At 45.0% G+C, this 16,303-nt stretch carries 15 protein-coding genes; 5 read left to right on the forward strand and 10 right to left on the reverse strand.

Annotation, left to right across the window (positions count from 1 at the left end):
• Positions 1-52: 52 nt before the first annotated feature.
• The 7 genes from GCHA_RS20550 to GCHA_RS20580 form a co-directional block, all read right to left on the reverse strand.
• A complete protein-coding gene (locus tag GCHA_RS20550) occupies positions 53-1,225 on the reverse strand; it encodes an SMP-30/gluconolactonase/LRE family protein (protein WP_007991798.1) in 1,173 nt (390 codons plus the stop codon).
• Positions 1,209-3,572 (reverse strand): beta-galactosidase, encoded by a 2,364-nt coding sequence (locus GCHA_RS20555; RefSeq protein WP_007991800.1) that lies wholly within the window; start codon positions 3,570-3,572, stop codon positions 1,209-1,211. The genes GCHA_RS20550 and GCHA_RS20555 overlap by 17 nt, the downstream gene beginning before the upstream one ends.
• Positions 3,569-4,285 (reverse strand): bifunctional 4-hydroxy-2-oxoglutarate aldolase/2-dehydro-3-deoxy-phosphogluconate aldolase, encoded by a 717-nt coding sequence (locus GCHA_RS20560; protein ID WP_007991801.1) that lies wholly within the window; start codon positions 4,283-4,285, stop codon positions 3,569-3,571. Before GCHA_RS20560 ends, GCHA_RS20555 begins: the two co-directional genes overlap by 4 nt.
• Before the next feature lie 66 nt (positions 4,286-4,351).
• The gene (locus GCHA_RS20565) at positions 4,352-5,356 is read right to left on the reverse strand and encodes a sugar kinase (protein ID WP_007991802.1); all 1,005 of its coding nucleotides are present in this window, start codon (positions 5,354-5,356) and stop codon (positions 4,352-4,354) included.
• The gene (locus GCHA_RS20570) at positions 5,353-6,726 is read right to left on the reverse strand and encodes an MFS transporter (protein ID WP_007991803.1); all 1,374 of its coding nucleotides are present in this window, start codon (positions 6,724-6,726) and stop codon (positions 5,353-5,355) included. Before GCHA_RS20570 ends, GCHA_RS20565 begins: the two co-directional genes overlap by 4 nt.
• A gap of 12 nt (positions 6,727-6,738) precedes the next feature.
• Positions 6,739-7,893, reverse strand: a complete 1,155-nt coding sequence (locus tag GCHA_RS20575) for a mandelate racemase/muconate lactonizing enzyme family protein (RefSeq protein ID WP_007991804.1) — start codon at positions 7,891-7,893, stop codon at positions 6,739-6,741.
• A complete protein-coding gene (locus GCHA_RS20580; protein ID WP_007991805.1) occupies positions 7,890-8,585 on the reverse strand; it encodes a GntR family transcriptional regulator in 696 nt (231 codons plus the stop codon). Before GCHA_RS20580 ends, GCHA_RS20575 begins: the two co-directional genes overlap by 4 nt.
• A 300-nt stretch (positions 8,586-8,885) precedes the next feature.
• Here GCHA_RS20580 and xthA point away from each other — a divergent pair, with 300 nt between their 5' ends.
• Both xthA and GCHA_RS20590 read left to right on the forward strand, forming a co-directional pair.
• Positions 8,886-9,695, forward strand: coding sequence for an exodeoxyribonuclease III (gene xthA / locus GCHA_RS20585; protein ID WP_007991807.1), 810 nt, complete (start codon positions 8,886-8,888; stop codon positions 9,693-9,695).
• Between the two features lie 14 nt (positions 9,696-9,709).
• Complete coding sequence (locus tag GCHA_RS20590; RefSeq protein ID WP_007991808.1) at positions 9,710-10,366, forward strand: energy-coupling factor ABC transporter permease; 657 nt, start codon at positions 9,710-9,712, stop codon at positions 10,364-10,366.
• A 114-nt stretch (positions 10,367-10,480) separates the two neighbouring features.
• Here the strand turns inward: GCHA_RS20590 and GCHA_RS20595 are convergent, their stop codons facing one another.
• Complete coding sequence (locus GCHA_RS20595) at positions 10,481-11,155, reverse strand: type 1 glutamine amidotransferase domain-containing protein (protein WP_007991809.1); 675 nt, start codon at positions 11,153-11,155, stop codon at positions 10,481-10,483.
• 148 nt (positions 11,156-11,303) lie between these two features.
• On the opposite strand from GCHA_RS20595, the gene GCHA_RS20600 reads away from it, so the two are divergent.
• A complete protein-coding gene (locus GCHA_RS20600; RefSeq protein ID WP_007991810.1) occupies positions 11,304-12,188 on the forward strand; it encodes a LysR family transcriptional regulator in 885 nt (294 codons plus the stop codon).
• A gap of 46 nt (positions 12,189-12,234) precedes the next feature.
• On the opposite strand, the gene GCHA_RS20605 is transcribed toward GCHA_RS20600, so the two are convergent.
• Entirely contained in the window at positions 12,235-12,735 is a 501-nt protein-coding gene (locus GCHA_RS20605; RefSeq protein WP_007991811.1) for a lactoylglutathione lyase family protein, read from the reverse strand.
• A gap of 163 nt (positions 12,736-12,898) precedes the next feature.
• On the opposite strand from GCHA_RS20605, the gene GCHA_RS20610 reads away from it, so the two are divergent.
• Entirely contained in the window at positions 12,899-13,783 is an 885-nt protein-coding gene (locus tag GCHA_RS20610) for a LysR family transcriptional regulator (RefSeq protein WP_007991812.1), read from the forward strand.
• A gap of 87 nt (positions 13,784-13,870) precedes the next feature.
• Entirely contained in the window at positions 13,871-15,157 is a 1,287-nt protein-coding gene (locus GCHA_RS20615) for an endo-1,4-beta-xylanase (protein WP_007991813.1), read from the forward strand.
• Positions 15,158-15,207: 50 nt separating this feature from the next.
• Here the strand turns inward: GCHA_RS20615 and GCHA_RS22960 are convergent.
• The coding region (locus GCHA_RS22960) for a hypothetical protein (protein ID WP_039992870.1) at positions 15,208-16,303 on the reverse strand (1,096 nt) is incomplete at its 5' end.

The raw sequence follows: 16,303 nt of genomic DNA on the forward strand, positions 1-16,303 counted from the left end.
AAATAGGATGCTCAACCTTGAGTATGTGCGGATACCCAAGGTTGGGCAGAGCCTAAAGTTTTAAACTAAAACTAAGTAATTGGTGGTGAGCCGTAACAAAGACTTTTGTTTGATCTGCGTTAAACGCTAAGTTGGCCGATATACTCGGCATATGTACTTTGGCAAGTAATACGCCTTGCGGATCGAACAACCAAACTCCCCCAGGCCCAGTAGCAAACACAATACCGCTGTGATGCACTTTCAACCCATCAGGTAAACCATGTTGGTTGTGCGACTGAACAGGCGCTTGATGGAACAATTTACGGCTGTGTACCCGACCATCATCGCCTACTGCGTAGCTATACCAACCAGGATTAGCAGCGTTGGAGGCCGACACATAAAGTGTTTTTTCATCAGGGGATAACGCTATGCCATTGGGATAAACAAGCGAGTCATCTAGCAGGGTTAACTTACCCTTGGGGCTCAATGCATATACACCTTGAAACGCCAGTTCTTTGGCCGGATCTTCTAATTGCTTAGCTAACCCATAGGGGGGATCTGTGAAATAGAGCGTGCCTTTGGTGCGTCCTTTACGACTGAATACGCCATCATTAGGGCTATTAAGCCTTTTACCTTGGTAGCGGCTAGCAAGAACGAGGTAGTTACTTGTGTCAAAAATCGCATCGCCGGTCTTTGTTTCTTTCTCGGTGCGCCCCTCTGGTGTTGCTGCAATAGGTTGGGCACGCGTTTTCCTGTCAGCCAGTAACGTACGCATTGGGGTGTTTAATAAACCAATTTGTCGTGTGCGAGACTGGAGTAAAATAAGCTGCTGTTGGTTGTTAAATACCAAGCCGTTTGAAAAACCGCTGTGCGCAAGCAACTCGCTTACGCCCTCGCCCGCTTTATAGTGATAGACTTTATGGGTTGGAATATCTGAAAAAAGTAAGGCTTCGTTTTCAACAGACCAAACGGGCCCTTCCACCCACTCGAAACCTTTGGCTAATACATTAATTTTGGCATCTAGGTCCAAAACACTGAGCACTTTAGGGTCAAAAATTTCAAAGGCACCGGCGCGCACAGGGGCATTCAATGAAGCAGAATGCAACCTTGACGCTGGGGTACTTTGAACCTGAGCTTGCGCCCCGTCACCTGACGGCGAATTTTTTGCAGTGCATCCGCTTAGCACAATCAGGATGACGGCACTAAGCATAGAGGCTGTTACATAGCGTTTATTGAGACTGTGCATTGCCAAAACGCCTAGTGTAAATCTGCTGGTTAACTTCTTTAGCCGCATCGACCAAAGGCTGATAAGGCGTATCGGTTACACTGACAAAGCCCACGTTGTAGTTTTCACCGTCGTAAGCCCGCCCCGTCAAAGGAGAATCAATGTATTGGAACCAATGCGCTCCAATTAAATACGGGTTATCAATGACGCTATTGACGTATTCTTGATATTTTTTCCCTCTATCTGCTTGCGATTCAGCGTGGATCAAGCCCGGATTGAGTAAGCCTGAATCCAGTGCGCCGTTATGAAATTCTCCGATAATACTGGGTTTGTCTATCTCAGCTAAGAAGCCCCACGCTTGGTCGGTAATAGCTTCTTTGTAATAATTGTAACTCATGACATCAGCGTATTTTGCCGCGGCTTTGCGAATTTCATCCGTCATGCCCCAGTCGGCGAAGCGTGCTCCCATATACATATGATTAGGCAGCGTTTGCGCGACCGCATCGTGTACAACTTCAAAATACTTTTTAGCGTATAGGCTGAGCATGGCCGATAGATCCGCAATCAAGGGGTCGTTGAATTTATCTATGGATACACCTTTAGCTAGTGCATCCCATGAGCGGATCCCTGTGTTCCATTTTTCATTGAGTTGCTGGATATCGCTGTAGTGACTTTTTAAATACGCCACAAATTGTGCCTTGGTTGGGCTTTCTTTCGCGTCAACATTAAGGGTATGAATAACGATGCCATACTTGCCTTCAATGGATCCCTCTTGCCCCCAACTTTTTTCATTGTCGATAAACACACCGACACACCAAGGATTATCCTGTACTTCTTGGGCAATCTTTTTAGCGGTAACCATTGCTCGGTTTTTGAAAACAGGGTCAAAGGGATCAGGCAAAGGGCTCCAATAGTCATTGCCACTACTGACCGTTTTAAAGTCTCCTATGATCCAACCATTAGCAAAGTATGGAATGCGGTTTAGTTGATAAAAGCTAGGGTCAATCCAATTCCCAAAAGAGGTAAAACCCCAATCAAGCATTCTGTCTACTGTAGTGTCGCGCCATTTACTCATAAATACATTTGGCTCGTCACTGGCATATTTACGCGCTAAATTGGCACGGTAGAAACTGTAGGTCTCCCCTTTTTCAACCGCGCCGGTGTGTACCTCGCGCCGATAACCGAAATGCTTTCCTAGCGGTTCATCATAGCTAGGCAGCCAGGTGAACATATTCGCTCTTAACTCAGAGCTAACGTAGCGGCTTGGCCAGGCTGCTTCAGGAGCGCGATTCAAGCCGATAGAATCTTCTGGGGTAAAGTCACCTGCTGCGCGCTGTTCAATAAACTGCTGATCAAAGTCATAGCCGGTAATGGTTGACGTGTTTGACATACGCACATTGGCGATACCATTTGAGAAAAACAAATAGCCTTGAGGGTCAACTAAGGTCCATTTCCCTTGGTACTTTTGTGTATGAAAATAGCCTGTGGCCGCGAGTTTAGGGCCATCTGCCCAGCCGTTGAACTTAGAGCGCCCATCAGGCACAGTGTGGCTAAATGTGGCTTGTTCTTTAGCATCTAATGCGCGCAATTGCTCAACGGTTTCTATTTTGTTGTTGAACTGACGTTTGTCGTTTTGGCCGAACTCATCTACCAAACCCACCAGATATTGGTCATCTAATTTCTGTGGTTTGATAAGGCGCAGGTTATCAACAATAAGGTGCTTGTCTTGCGCTACGCCGCGGACATCAAATTCAATGCTTTTCACTTGGCTCACGTCGATATTTTTGCTGCCGTATCGCCAAATCATTGGTGTGTAGTCACTTTGCCAATTATTCGGATTCGAACGAATACCGGTTTCGATAGACAAGTCCGGATCACTGAGCGCCATAAAATAGGTATCACTCGAGTTTGCCGGCACGACAAAACTACGATTGTGTGATTGCCCTGCCGCATCTTTGGCAGATACATAAAGATGAACAGAGTTCGCATCGGGGTTTTCAATGTCTAACGCGAAGGCAAACTGCCCTTCTTGGCTCCAATCCCACGGCTTAGAAGGAGTGAAACTGAACCCCGCGCTTTTGTGATCTTTCGAATGCAGAGCGATTGCCAATTTTTGCTCGCCGTTTTCACCAATAACGCGCGTATCTGCTGCAGTCAACGTCAGGCTTTTTAAAACCTGGGTATCGGAAAAATCCCATGGTAATGCAGTAACGGCTGTCAGTTTCTCCGTAGCGGTATTCGCAGGGGCAGCAGTGTTATCGGCCGCCTGTTGATCGCAACCCGTCACTGTCGTAAAAGCGAGAGCGATTGCGCTTAACATAAAGCCTTTAGCGCTTAAAAAGCCTTTGGCATATAAAGAAGTGTTCATTTTGCCTCCTTAACAGGGTATTTTTTTAAGGTTTCAACTATTGCGGCTACCTTGGTTATCAGGGCCTCTGCTGCTTCCTCACTGCGCACGGGAGATGCCAGTGCTCCGCCGATACCAATGCCAGCTGCGCCGTTTTGCATCCATTGTTGGTAATTGTGTTCATCAATGCCGCCCACGGGGAAAAACGTCGTGTTTAGTAACGGACCTTTAGCCAAGTCTTTTAAATACCCAGTGCCCATGGCCCCAGCGGGGAAAAGCTTTACGATGTCAGCTTTGGCTTGCGTAGCATTGACCACATCAGTGGGTGTTAATGCCCCCATCACCACAGGAACGTTCAAACTGTGAGCATGGCGCACCACATCAGCGCTGGTATTCGGGGTCACCAAAAATTGCGCACCTGCTTTTGTAGCTTCATCTACCAAGCTAATGTCGGTGATCGTGCCTGCGCCAATTAACATATCTGGGTAGTGTGTTCGAGCTTGAGTAATGGCGTTTTGATAACCTGGAGTGTTGCTGGTGATTTCGACCGCCCCAACCCCGGCTTTATGCATACACGCTATAATCGGCGGAATATCGTTTGGATCAGTCACTCGAATAATTACGACCAGTTTTTCGCGGATAAGGCGCTGGCGCACCTCATCACGGCTCATGGTATTTGATTTACTTGTTGCTGTGATTGTCTCAATCGTCTGGCTGTTATCTGACATGGCCATTTTTGTTCTCACTTTCTGATAAATTAAATTCACGTTCTCTTGCAGGTACTTTGAAAAAGCCCAGCATTACCGAATGATATGGCCTGATATATTGCCTTGGGCCACTGACATAATTTCTGCTTCACTTAGCCAGTTTTGATCGCCGTAACAGGTATGCCCTAGGGCGAATGCGGCATTGGCGAATTGCACGGCTCTATCTTTGCTCCAGCCTTGGAACAATCCATGTAGGATACCGGCGGCAAAGGCATCCCCGGTGCCAAGTCTGTCAAGAATGTCGACTGTGATATCGTTTGAGGCACAGACTGTCTCGCCGCTTAAATAAAAACCGCGTAAGGTGTTTCGGTTGGCACTATGATGAATGCGCTGTGTGATCGCCGCCTCCACAGCAAAGTGGTCTTGCAGATAAACGCCTATTTCTTGTGCTGCCTTGGTGCTGTCATCTGATTTAGGCACAAAATCAAACACGTCTTGCATCACCCCAGCATTGCCAAACGCCAATGTGCTGTGGGTTAAAATTTGGCTGAAATAATCTCGTGCAAGACGGCTGTCTTGCCATAAGCTGCGGCGATAATTTAAATCGAAGCTAACAGATAGCCCCATTTCTCTGGCTACTTTCGCCGCTTTTATGCTCTGGGCTGCGCATTGTTCTGAAAGCGCAGGCAAAATGCCGCTCAAGTGAAAGTGCTGCTTATTAGCAAAAATTTGTGCCCAATCGAATTCATTTTCACTGATTTGAGCAATAGAGGAATATGCCCTGTCGTAAACAACTTTTGATGGGCGGATTGACGACCCTAGCTCGATAAAATAGGTACCAATTCGCTGACCACCGCGTAACGTATGCGCAGTGCTGATGCCGTATTGATGCAGGCTTGCCAAAGCATGATCAGCTATCGGGTTTTCCGGCAATTTAGTCACAAAATGGCATTCGTGCCCTAAGCGCGCCAATGAACTGGCCACATTGGTTTCTGCACCTGCAAAATCGACACTGAGATTTTTTGCCACAATTAGCTGCTGTTGGGGCATGGCTGGTGTTAATCTAAGCATTAGTTCACCAAAAAAAACGCTACTCATTTTGTGTCTCCGCTGGAGCTTGGCAGTGGTTGTATGACTTGGGTATCAGGGATTGGGGTGCCATCATCATCTAGCGCGGGTAACTGAATTTGCTCTACCTTGCCCACAAGGAAAAGGTATGAACACAAACCTATTACGGCCAAGCAAGCAACAAGCATTAGCGCAGGTTTGAAGTCACCGTCTTTAGCTAAATAACCTATCGCAATAGGGACAGTGACAGCCGACAAACCGCCGATAAAATTAAAGCATCCGCCAACTAAACCCACCATATGTTTAGGCGCTATTAGTGACACAAATACCCAATTTATCGATGCCAGACCGTTACCGAAAAACGTGACAGATAAGAAAAACGTGACCCATTGCGTACTTTCTACATAGTTGGCAAAAATCACCGAACTGGAGAGTAACAAGCCGATAATAATCGGCGCTTTACGGGCGACTTCATTCGATACCCCTTTGCGTACCAACCAATCTGAAACAAACCCTGATAACAACACGCCACAAAAGGCAGCTAAAAAGGGAATGGAAGCAACAAACCCAGTATTTAACTCGCTCAAGCCGCGATACTCAGCTAGGTAAGTTGGAAACCACGTTAAAAAGAAAATAAGGGTGCCACCTAAGCAGAATTGCCCGATGTAAATGCCCCATAATTTACGGCTAGAAAAAGCAATTTTGAGGTTATTCCAGTTCGCTGCTGCTTGAACTTGATACTCTTTGTTATGGTCATTTGTTGAGGCTTCGCTGTCAGTGCTGCTAGCCTCACTTTCAGGAACGGGATCGCGATACAGTAAGTACCACACACCAGCCCAAATGATGCCAATACCACCTGAGATAAAAAACAAACCACGCCAACCAAACCACTGCTGAATAATCGCCAGAACTGGCATTAAAAAGGCGAGTCCAATAAATTGCCCTGAGGTATATACCGCGATGGCGCCGGCTCGCTCTTGCTCGGCAAACCACTGAGTGACTATTTTGTTATTCGCCGGGTAGGAGGGCGCTTCAAAAAAGCCAATCGCCATGCGACAACTCACAATGGCGGCAAAGCTGCTTAACAATCCTTGGACTATGGTTGCAGCGGACCAAGCGACTAAAATAAACGGATACAACAGGCGTATGCGTATTGAATCCACTAACATGCCGCCAGGAATTTGCATAATGGAATAGGTCCAAGCGAAGGCCGAGAATATGATCCCCATCTGCACTTTGCTTAATTCCAAATCATCTGAGATAGCTTGTGCTGCAACGGATATATTGGTGCGATCCATGTAGTTGATCACCACGCTTAAAAAAATTAGCGCTAGAACACCAAACTTACTCTTGCTCTTTACGGCAGTAGAACTGCTGTTAATTTGCTGTGTTGTTGCCATCTATTTACTCGCTTACCAGTTGGTGTATGAGCCGTCAGGCTTGATTAAGCGTGGTGGCTCCCAGAATTTGAACCCATCTTTAGGAATGCTTGATTCATTCACATCAATGCCTAAACCTGGGCGATTAGTTACTTCAAAGGTGTTGTTCGACACTTTAGGGCGGTAACTAAAAATGTCGTCATATTGTGCTAAGTCTCCGTCATAGGGGGCGACCTCAAGCCAACTCAAGTTGGACAATGCCGCGCAGTAATGCACAGATGCCGCAGTGCAAATCGGGCTTAATGGATTATGTGGCATCATGTCGATGTAGCGGGTTTCACACATAGCCGCTATTTTCATAGCCTCGCTAAAGCCGCCCGCGTTGCAGATATCGATTCGTGCAAAATTAGTTAGCGCTGAATCCACGTATGGGGCAAAGTCCCATTTGCTCGAGAGTTCCTCTCCTATGGCAAAGGGCACATCTACCATCGCTCGCAAGTTTTGATAACTCACCAAGGACTGGTCTCTGATAGGCTCTTCGATAAAATCTAAGGTTCCACTTGGCATACGTTGGCAAAAAGATGCGGTTTCTGGCACCGTTAATCTATGGTGATAATCAATGCCTAACACCGTTTCGCTACCTAATGCCTCACGCGCTTTTGTTAACCAAGTTGACGCCTTGGCAATGGATTTACGCGCATCGAAAACATCACTTTTATCAACCGTGCCGTGCTCGCCTGTCGTCGCTCGAATAGCTTGCCAACCTTCATCTTTAAGCTGACAAACGTGATCGATGAAGGCATCACCAAAGTCTAATGTTGAGGTAACAAACAGTGGAATACGTTCACGTTGTTTACCCCCTAATAACTGGTAAACCGGCATGTCGAAATATTTGCCGCACGCATCATGTAAGGCTATATCAATAGCGGATATCGCGGCGGCAAGCACCCTACCGCCTTCGAAATATTGGCTTCGATACATTTCTTGCCATAGCGCATTGATATTCAGCGCTGATTGACCAATTAGAAAATGTTTGAAGTGCTCAACAGCCCCAATAACAGCTTGTTCTCTGCCGGATAAACCGGATTCACCCCAGCCATAAATACCCTGATCGGTTTCCACTTTGACAAGGCATATATTGCGAAAGCCAAGCCAAAAACCATAGGTTTTGATATCTGTTATTTTCATGCGGAAAGCTCACTTAATTGTTCGGTAATGACACTAGACCAATAGTCACCGCCGCTGACTACGTGCTTGGTTAACGCACGTACAGCAGACTCATCATCTCCAGCGTTAAGTAAATACAAGATGTGATCGTGCTCTTTTAACGTGGCATTAAATCGCTCTTGGCAAACCGGTAGGTCGCCATGAAGGGCTTGTAAAATAAGCTTTTTATTTTTCCATAAACGCAATGCACTGGCGTTGTAATGATGACGGTACATTTCCCAGTGAAACGCAGTATCTAGGTCACGCAGGCCGGCAGAGTCGCTCACGTCTAAAGACTTTAGCTGCGCTTGAATTGCATCTAATCGCGCCAGACTTTCAGCGCTGCAGTGCTTGGCATACCAAGACAAAAAATAAGGTTCAAGAAGCTGTAAGATCTCGAAAACTTCACGCATGGTGGCGTATTCGAATGCGGCGACGCGCGCGCCACTATTTTTTTGAAACGTGACGAATCCTTCGCCTTCTAGCTGCTTTAACGCCTCACGAACGGGATTAATACTGGTTTGGTAACATGTCGCTAGGTGCGTTGTTACTAGGCGATCACCACTGATTAACTTGCCAGTAGCGATGTCTGCCAGTATGCGATTGTAAATGCTTTGCTCACCTTGCAATAATATTTGCATGCCAAGGCTGGTTTCTGAGACTTGTTCACTCATGGAAAATCCAAATTACACATAAAGTTGAGAAGTAAATAGCATTAGAAATCGATAAGTCGCTTTCCAATCCTCTTATTACACATTCTACAAATTATAGTAAATTGTCAACAATTAACTTTAATTTAATTAACTAAAATAACGCGTTTAGGTCACAAGAATGGAGCTTAACCTAGTGTTTGGAATATGAATGCGATCGATTAACGCCGCGAGAAACGTTTTATCAGGATTAATTAATGGAAGTGGCGCACTAGGGTCTGATAAGATAAAGGCCGTTTTAGCGATATAAATAACTGGCTTTTTATGAAAATAATTTCTTTTAACATCAATGGTATACGTGCCCGCCTTCATCAACTAAAGGCACTTATCGACAAACATCAACCTGATATTATCGGCCTGCAGGAAATTAAAGTGCATAACGATATGTTTCCGGTGGCCGACGTAGAAGCTATGGGTTACAAAGTGTATTTTCATGGTCAAAAAGCACATTACGGCGTGGCAATGTTGTGTAAAGAAGAGCCTTCTGACGTTCAATATGGGTTCCCGACGGATGATGAAGACGCCCAACGACGCATGATCATGGTCAGCTACCCTATGCCTAACGGTGAATCGGTGCGTGTATTGAATGGATACTTTCCTCAGGGCGAGAACCGTTCACACGAAACCAAATTTCCAGCCAAGCGCAAATACTACGAAGATTTATCGATTTATTTAAATACCCATCACACACCAGATGAGAACGTTGTTGTAATGGGTGATGTGAATATTTCGCACACTGATTTAGATATAGGCATAGGTGAACCAAACCGTAAACGTTGGTTGCAAACAGGTAAATGCAGTTTTTTACCGGAAGAGCGTGTATGGCTGAATGATTTGATTGACTGGGGCTTTAGTGATGGATTTCGTACTTTGAATCCAGAGACAAACGAGCACTTTAGCTGGTTTGATTATCGCTCAAAGGGCTTTTTAGATAACCGTGGTTTACGTATCGACTTAATATTAGCCACTAAAAAATTACATGAATCGCTCAGTGATGCCGGCATTGATTACGAGCTGAGAGGCATTGAAAAGCCATCTGATCACGCGCCTATTTGGGCTGAATACAAAGATTAGTTGAGGAACAGAGTTTGTTAGAATACACCACCAATATTCAGTACCTTGCGTGGGTGGGATATGCGGCATGTTTAATGGCAGTCATACGCTTTTTGCCATTATCCAGTTTAGTAAAAGATAAAAAGATCCAACATTTGGTGTTTGGAAGTGCAGCCAGTGTGTTCTTTTTATGGATTTTTCAGACCGGTATTTACCCTGGATTGCAGGTGCACTTTTTATGGCTCACCGCATTGATGTTGGTACTAGGCTTTCGCTGGGCTGTGATCAGCTCGTTTTTGGCATTGCTTGGCATCACTGTTGTAGGTGAAGAAAGTTGGCGAATGTTTGGGGTAAACGGCCTACTTGGCGTGCTTGCTCCTTTGAGCTTGAGTTATTTAATTTATAGCTTTGTATTTCACAAATTATCCCGTCATGTGTTTGTGTATATATTTCTGTGTGCATTTTTACCTGGTGCTTTGATGATGGCAGTGAAAATGTATTTGCTTGGCGGGTATTTCTATCTAGATGGTCAATATGATTGGCACACTATTCAAGACAATTATTTGGTGCTGATTTGGTTATTGTTGTTTCCTGAAGGCATGTTAAATGGCATGACCATGACTTTGATGATCATTTATAAGCCCCAGTGGGCTTATACATTCTATGAAAAGTTTTACATCCATAAAAAGTAGAGTTTGAATCGGTTGACTGATTATTTTGTATCAGATTAACACACTAAAAACGCCGCTAAATAAACATTTAGCGGCGTTTTTTAATAGCGTTTTTATATACCGGTAACGCGTCGACTATTGGGCTAAACGTTCAACCATCGCTTTGCCGACAGCACCTGCCGAGGCTGGGTTTTGCCCAGTGATTACGCGGTCTTGTTTAATGACGTATTCACCCCAAGGAGCGATTTTAGCGTACTGCCCTGCCCGTCGTGTTAGGGCTTCTTCTAACAAGAAAGGGATTTTATTAATCGTACCGTATTCCACTTCTTCTTCGCGCGTAAACCCCGTAACCATGATATCTTCAATCAAGTATTTACCACTTGATAATTTAATAGGCAGTAGACCTGCAGGGCCATGACATACAGCGCCCACCACAGCACCCTTTTCAAATATAGTCGCCGTTAGCTTAGCGACATTTTCATCATCTGCTAAGTCAGACAGCAAGCCGAAACCACCTGGATAAAACACAGCATCGTAGTCATCTGGGTTTACATCACTGGCTGTTTTCGTGTTTGCCAATTTAGTGGCTAAATCTTCGCTTTTAAATACATCGCTGTTGATTTGGTCATCTTCCATGTCTACGCCGTAGACAGGGGCTTCTCCACCTTTGATTGACACTAGGTCGTAACGATAGCCCGCTTCTACAAAAGCATGTAAGGCATGAGTCAGCTCGGGAGAAAACGTGCCGTTTGCTTCGTCGGTGGTGCCTAGCGTGGCATGATTAGTCAGAATAATTAGTACATTTTTCATGGGTATCTCCTAGCGTTGAAATCAATTAGTTTTTACGATGAAGAGAGTGTAGCTCTTTGGCATATATTTGATAATGCCAATAAATAGCAAATCATTATTGCAAATATGCAATAATACAAATAACTAGATTGTGTAATATCAGAGTTATATGAGTTTTAGCTTCAATGGGATCATAGAATTTGTAGCGGTGGCCGAAACCCAAGGTTTTTCAGCGGCAGCGCGAAAATTGAACGTCAACGTATCGCATATTAGCCGTAAGGTGGCCGCCTTAGAAAAAGAACTAGGCGTGTCTCTACTAGCCCGCAGTACGCGAACTGTGCGTTTAACGGATGCCGGTCAAGCGTATTTTACTCGCTGCCAAGAATTGGTTTACGGCTTACAAGAAGCGAATGAAACCGTATTTGATAAACAAGTTGAGCTAAGCGGCACGTTAAAGGTGTCCGCGGCAGGTGAGTTCGCTGAACAACATATTGCCCCACTGTTAGTCGAATTCGCTCAACTGCACCCAAAGCTCACTATTGAAATGGATTTTAACTCGCAAATGGTCAACTTTATTGACGATACATTCGACTTCTCGATCCGCTATGGCCCCATGAAAGATTCAAGCTTAATTGCCCGAAAACTTACTAATCGTTCGTTAGTGGCAGCAGCCAGTGAGCGTTACTTAGCCGAGAATGGTATTCCGACTCAGCCCAGTCATTTGACAGAGCATAAGTGTTTGATGACCAATAATAGTACCTGGTTTTTCAAAGATACCAACCGAGCCATTGAAGTTAAACTAGATGCAAGGTGGCGCTCGAACAGCGTGCGCAGTGTGGTTTTGGCATGTGAACGAGGATTAGGCGTTGCTTATCTGCCCCGCTCGAGTTTCGGTGATGCCCTTAATAATGGTTCAGTAGTCCCTGTGCTAGAACCCTATTGGAACCGTGAAATCGCGACCTGGATTGTCTATGCAAATCGTAATTATTTACCTGCAAAAGCACGCTTAGCGATAAACTTTTTGTTAGATAAATTCAAAGACTGGCAAGAATAGCTCCCTCCCAGTAGGCCATGGCAAGAGAGAGCATAAATTAACAGCGTTAGTAAGCGCCAGCAGAATACGTTAACTCGTAACTATGGCTGTAGATTTCAAGGATATTGCCAAACGGGTCTTCCATGTAAATCATGCGATAAGGCTTTTCGCCAGGGTAATAGTAACGTGGCTTTTCCATGCGCTTTTTACCACCGGCGGCAACAATGGCCTCGGCCAGCTCTTCAAGGTTTGGGTCTTGAACGCAGAAATGGAACACGCCGGTTTTCCAGTATTCGAAGTTATCTGCTGGATCTTGTTGGTTAGCAAATTCAAACACTTCAACGCCCACTCTGTCACCCGTAGACATATGAGCAATCTTAAATTTTTTCCAATTTGCACCAAACACGTCAGTGCACATTTCGCCAATAGGACTGTCATCCTCGACAATTTCTGTGGGTTTCATGATCAAATACCAACCAAGAACCTTGGTATAAAACTCGACGGCTTTTTCTACATCTGGAACCGAAATACCGATGTGAGAAAACGTGCGTGGATATGGGGTCGTCATAGCGCTACTCCTATTATAGTGATTTAACTCAACCGTGCGCAGTACATAAATATCAGTACCGTCGCCTTTTGATTGATGGCTTATCCATCAGGTGACGTTACTGTACTCCCCATGTTAAAGTATGAAAAATTATGATTTAAAATTAAAATAAGTACATTTTGTAATGATAAATCCTATTTGGCTAAAAACGTTTTGCACCCTTGTCGACCTCGGCCACTTTACAAAAACGGCTGATGTGTTGTTCATGACCCAGTCTGGGGTGAGTCAACAAATTAAAAAACTTGAAGAACAACTGGCCACACCGTTGCTGATCCGCGAGGGTAAGTCATTTACATTAACCGATGCCGGTATGCGTCTGCATACGGATGGAATTAAGCTACTCCAGTGTGCCGAATTACTTGAACAAAATGTAAAGCAAGACGAACCCTTTGTCGGGCCAGTGCGCATTGCAACCCCCGGCAGTGTCGGGCTCACCCTATACCCCTTTTTGTTGGACATTCAAGCCCAGTACCCCGCGCTACATATTAGTCACGCTTTCTCTCCTAATAAGAGTATTGAGCGTGACATTGGGCTGCGACATTTTGACTTAGGCTTAATGACTCACCCAAGCACGTCTGCTGAGGTTATCACCGAAGCGGTAGCCCAAGAAGCACTGGTCTTAGTCACACCAAGTACAATAGAAAGCCTAACCTGGCAGACCTTGCAAAACTTAGGTTACATAGGTCACCCTGATGGTCATCAGCACTGCCAAGCACTTTTACAACCTAATTTCAGTCAGTTTGAACATCCTTCTCAATTTACCGAAAAAGGCTTTTCAAACCAGATCAGTCTGATCCTTGAACCCGTTAGCCGAGGTTTTGGCTTCAGTGTTTTGCCTCTTCATGCGGCCAGAGCATTTAACGCACAAGAATCTATCCGCATTCATCGCCTGTCCTCGCCCGTAAACGAAACCTTGTACCTATGCCGTCACTCCCATGTTGTGCAAAGCCAACGGGTGCGCTATGTCGCTGAGCAAATAAAATTGCTGCTTAGTCAAAGCAAGAAATAACACCTGATACAAAGCAAAAATCATAATCGCCACAATGCTCAGCTGACAGCATCATGAAAAAATGATAAATAGCTAACAGGAAAAAGTATGTCAGTGCCTTACGTATTCGAGACTTACGAGTTAAAAGCTTACGGGCTAAAGGCTTACGAGTTAAATACTTGCGGTTTAAAACGCAACATTTTAGCAATCTCACGTTCTATTTTGGCACTTGTATTAATGTTCGCGGCTGCCATAAGCCATGCAAGCGCAGCTATAAACGCAAATGAATCAGCCTTGAGCCACAATGTAGCAGCCCTGAGTCAAAAAGAATCTGCTACAAGACAAGTAAGCAGCTTAAAAGCACATTTTAACAACCAGTTTTTAGTGGGCAGCGCTATCAACGCACAGCAAGCCAAAAAAACTAACAAAGACACTCACGCAATAATCATTGCGCAGTTCAATACCATCACTCCAGAAAACGAAATGAAGTGGGAACGTATTCACCCAAAACCTGACAAGTACGAATTTTCACTCAGTGATGAGTATGTCAATTACGGCTTGACCAACAACATGTTCACCATTGGGCATACGCTTGTATGGCATAGCCAAACACCCGATTGGGTATTTGAAGATGCCCAAGGCAAACCGATATCCAGACTGGCGCTGCTAGCGCGCATGAAAGATCATATTCATACCATCGTTAGTCGCTATAAAGGCAAAATAAAAGGCTGGGACGTGGTCAATGAAGCACTCAATGAAGATGGCAGTTTAAGGGATTCAAAATGGCGGCAAATCATTGGCGACGACTTTATTGAAAAAGCATTTACCTATGCTCACGAAGCAGATCCAAACGCAGAGCTGTATTACAACGATTACAATCTATACAAGCCTGATAAAAGTGCTGGGGCTGCACGTTTGATTAAATCACTACAGGACAAAGGAATACCCGTTCACGGTGTTGGTTTACAGGGGCATTATTCTTTGACTCACCCAGATTTAAGTGAGTTAGACGAGGCATTAACGTTATTCTCTACTTTAGGTATACAGTCGATGATCACTGAATTAGATGTCTCTGTTCTGCCCTTTCCAAGCGAAGCTGAACAAGGTGCAGATATCAGTCAAGACTTAGACTTGCAAAAAGCGCTGAATCCATTTCCATATGGTTTGCCACAAAAACAGCAGGATGCGTTAAGTGCCCGATACAGAGCCCTTTTTTCATTGTTTTTGAAGCAGCAAAATCACTTGTCTCGCGTCACTTTCTGGGGTGTTAATGATGCCAACAGTTGGCGGAATAATTGGCCAATGCGTGATAGAACGGATTACCCACTACTGTTTGATCGAACGAATCGAGCCAAAGCAGCCTATGATGCAGTAATTGCGCTGCCTGTAGACTGACGCATAAACGGCCTCCCATAAATACATAGGAGGCAATTTTAATAGGCCGTTTATGCCTCCATGGTTAAACTGTTGTTTTGCACTAGGCTTTTCAACAACTCCTGATCGGCTAATGAAACGCTAAGTGTATCTGCTGCTGGCTCAGAGGTTGCAGCAGAGTCAGCACTTTTCATCACGTTAACCACTTCATTGTCTTCAGGGCTAGTGAACAGCTCATCAGCAGGATCGGTAATGAGATCAGCAATATCTAACGTCACTTCGGCACTTTCGCCATTCACATCTGATATATCACTCTCATTCTGAGTGACAGATTCCGTAGAACTTTCTTCGAACGTGAAGGAGAGATCAATCTTTTCTTCATCGTCTAAAGCAAAACTAAGTGTTTCCTCTTCAGCAACAGGCTCAGACGCTGCTTTTGCCGACGGTGCACTAGGAGTATCTAAAATATTGCCTAGTGCATCATAGCTATTGAGTACGGTTGTCGTGTTGCCTGATAGATCAGTCACACTGGCTTCAATATCGATCAAACTAGGTAACCCTAATCCTAAATGGATCCCAAAACCGCCACCTTCTTGAACCACTGCTTGCGTTTCTATGGTGGCAATACCCAGTGCGGAAATACTCACCGATACAATGGTTCCTGCAGGTTCTGAACTAGTTCCTGTAAGCAACGGCCCTAAGGTTAATACATTGAGCAAATTCAGGTCGTCTAAAGTTAATGAAGGTGGTGAGACATCAATTAACCCTTGCGCTGTTTCAGTGCTCTGATTACCAGACGCATCAGTAACGCTAAGCGCGATATCAACATTCCCTTCAATAAGTTGCGCAAGAGCTAAAGGTACTGATACTGAAATTAAGCCGCCGTCTAACACGGTCGACGTTAATACATGCTCAGTTCCCCCATTATCGGTTAATGTTAGGGACACTAACGAACCCGCAGGCTCACCACAGCTGCCGGTAATCACAGGTAAGCCTAGGTTTACATCAATATCACCGAGCTTATCCAAGGTGATAAGGGGCGCGGTTAAATCAATCGGCACGGTGGCATTAACAATGGTTTCATTGCCTGTGATATCTGTGATACTCACCACCGCCGAGGCATCCCCTTCGGCCACTGTCAGCGGCACTGCAACCGTGAATAAACCA

It is taken from the genome of Paraglaciecola chathamensis S18K6, from assembly GCA_000314955.1.
In the GTDB taxonomy this organism is placed as follows: Bacteria; Pseudomonadota; Gammaproteobacteria; order Enterobacterales; family Alteromonadaceae; genus Paraglaciecola; species Paraglaciecola chathamensis.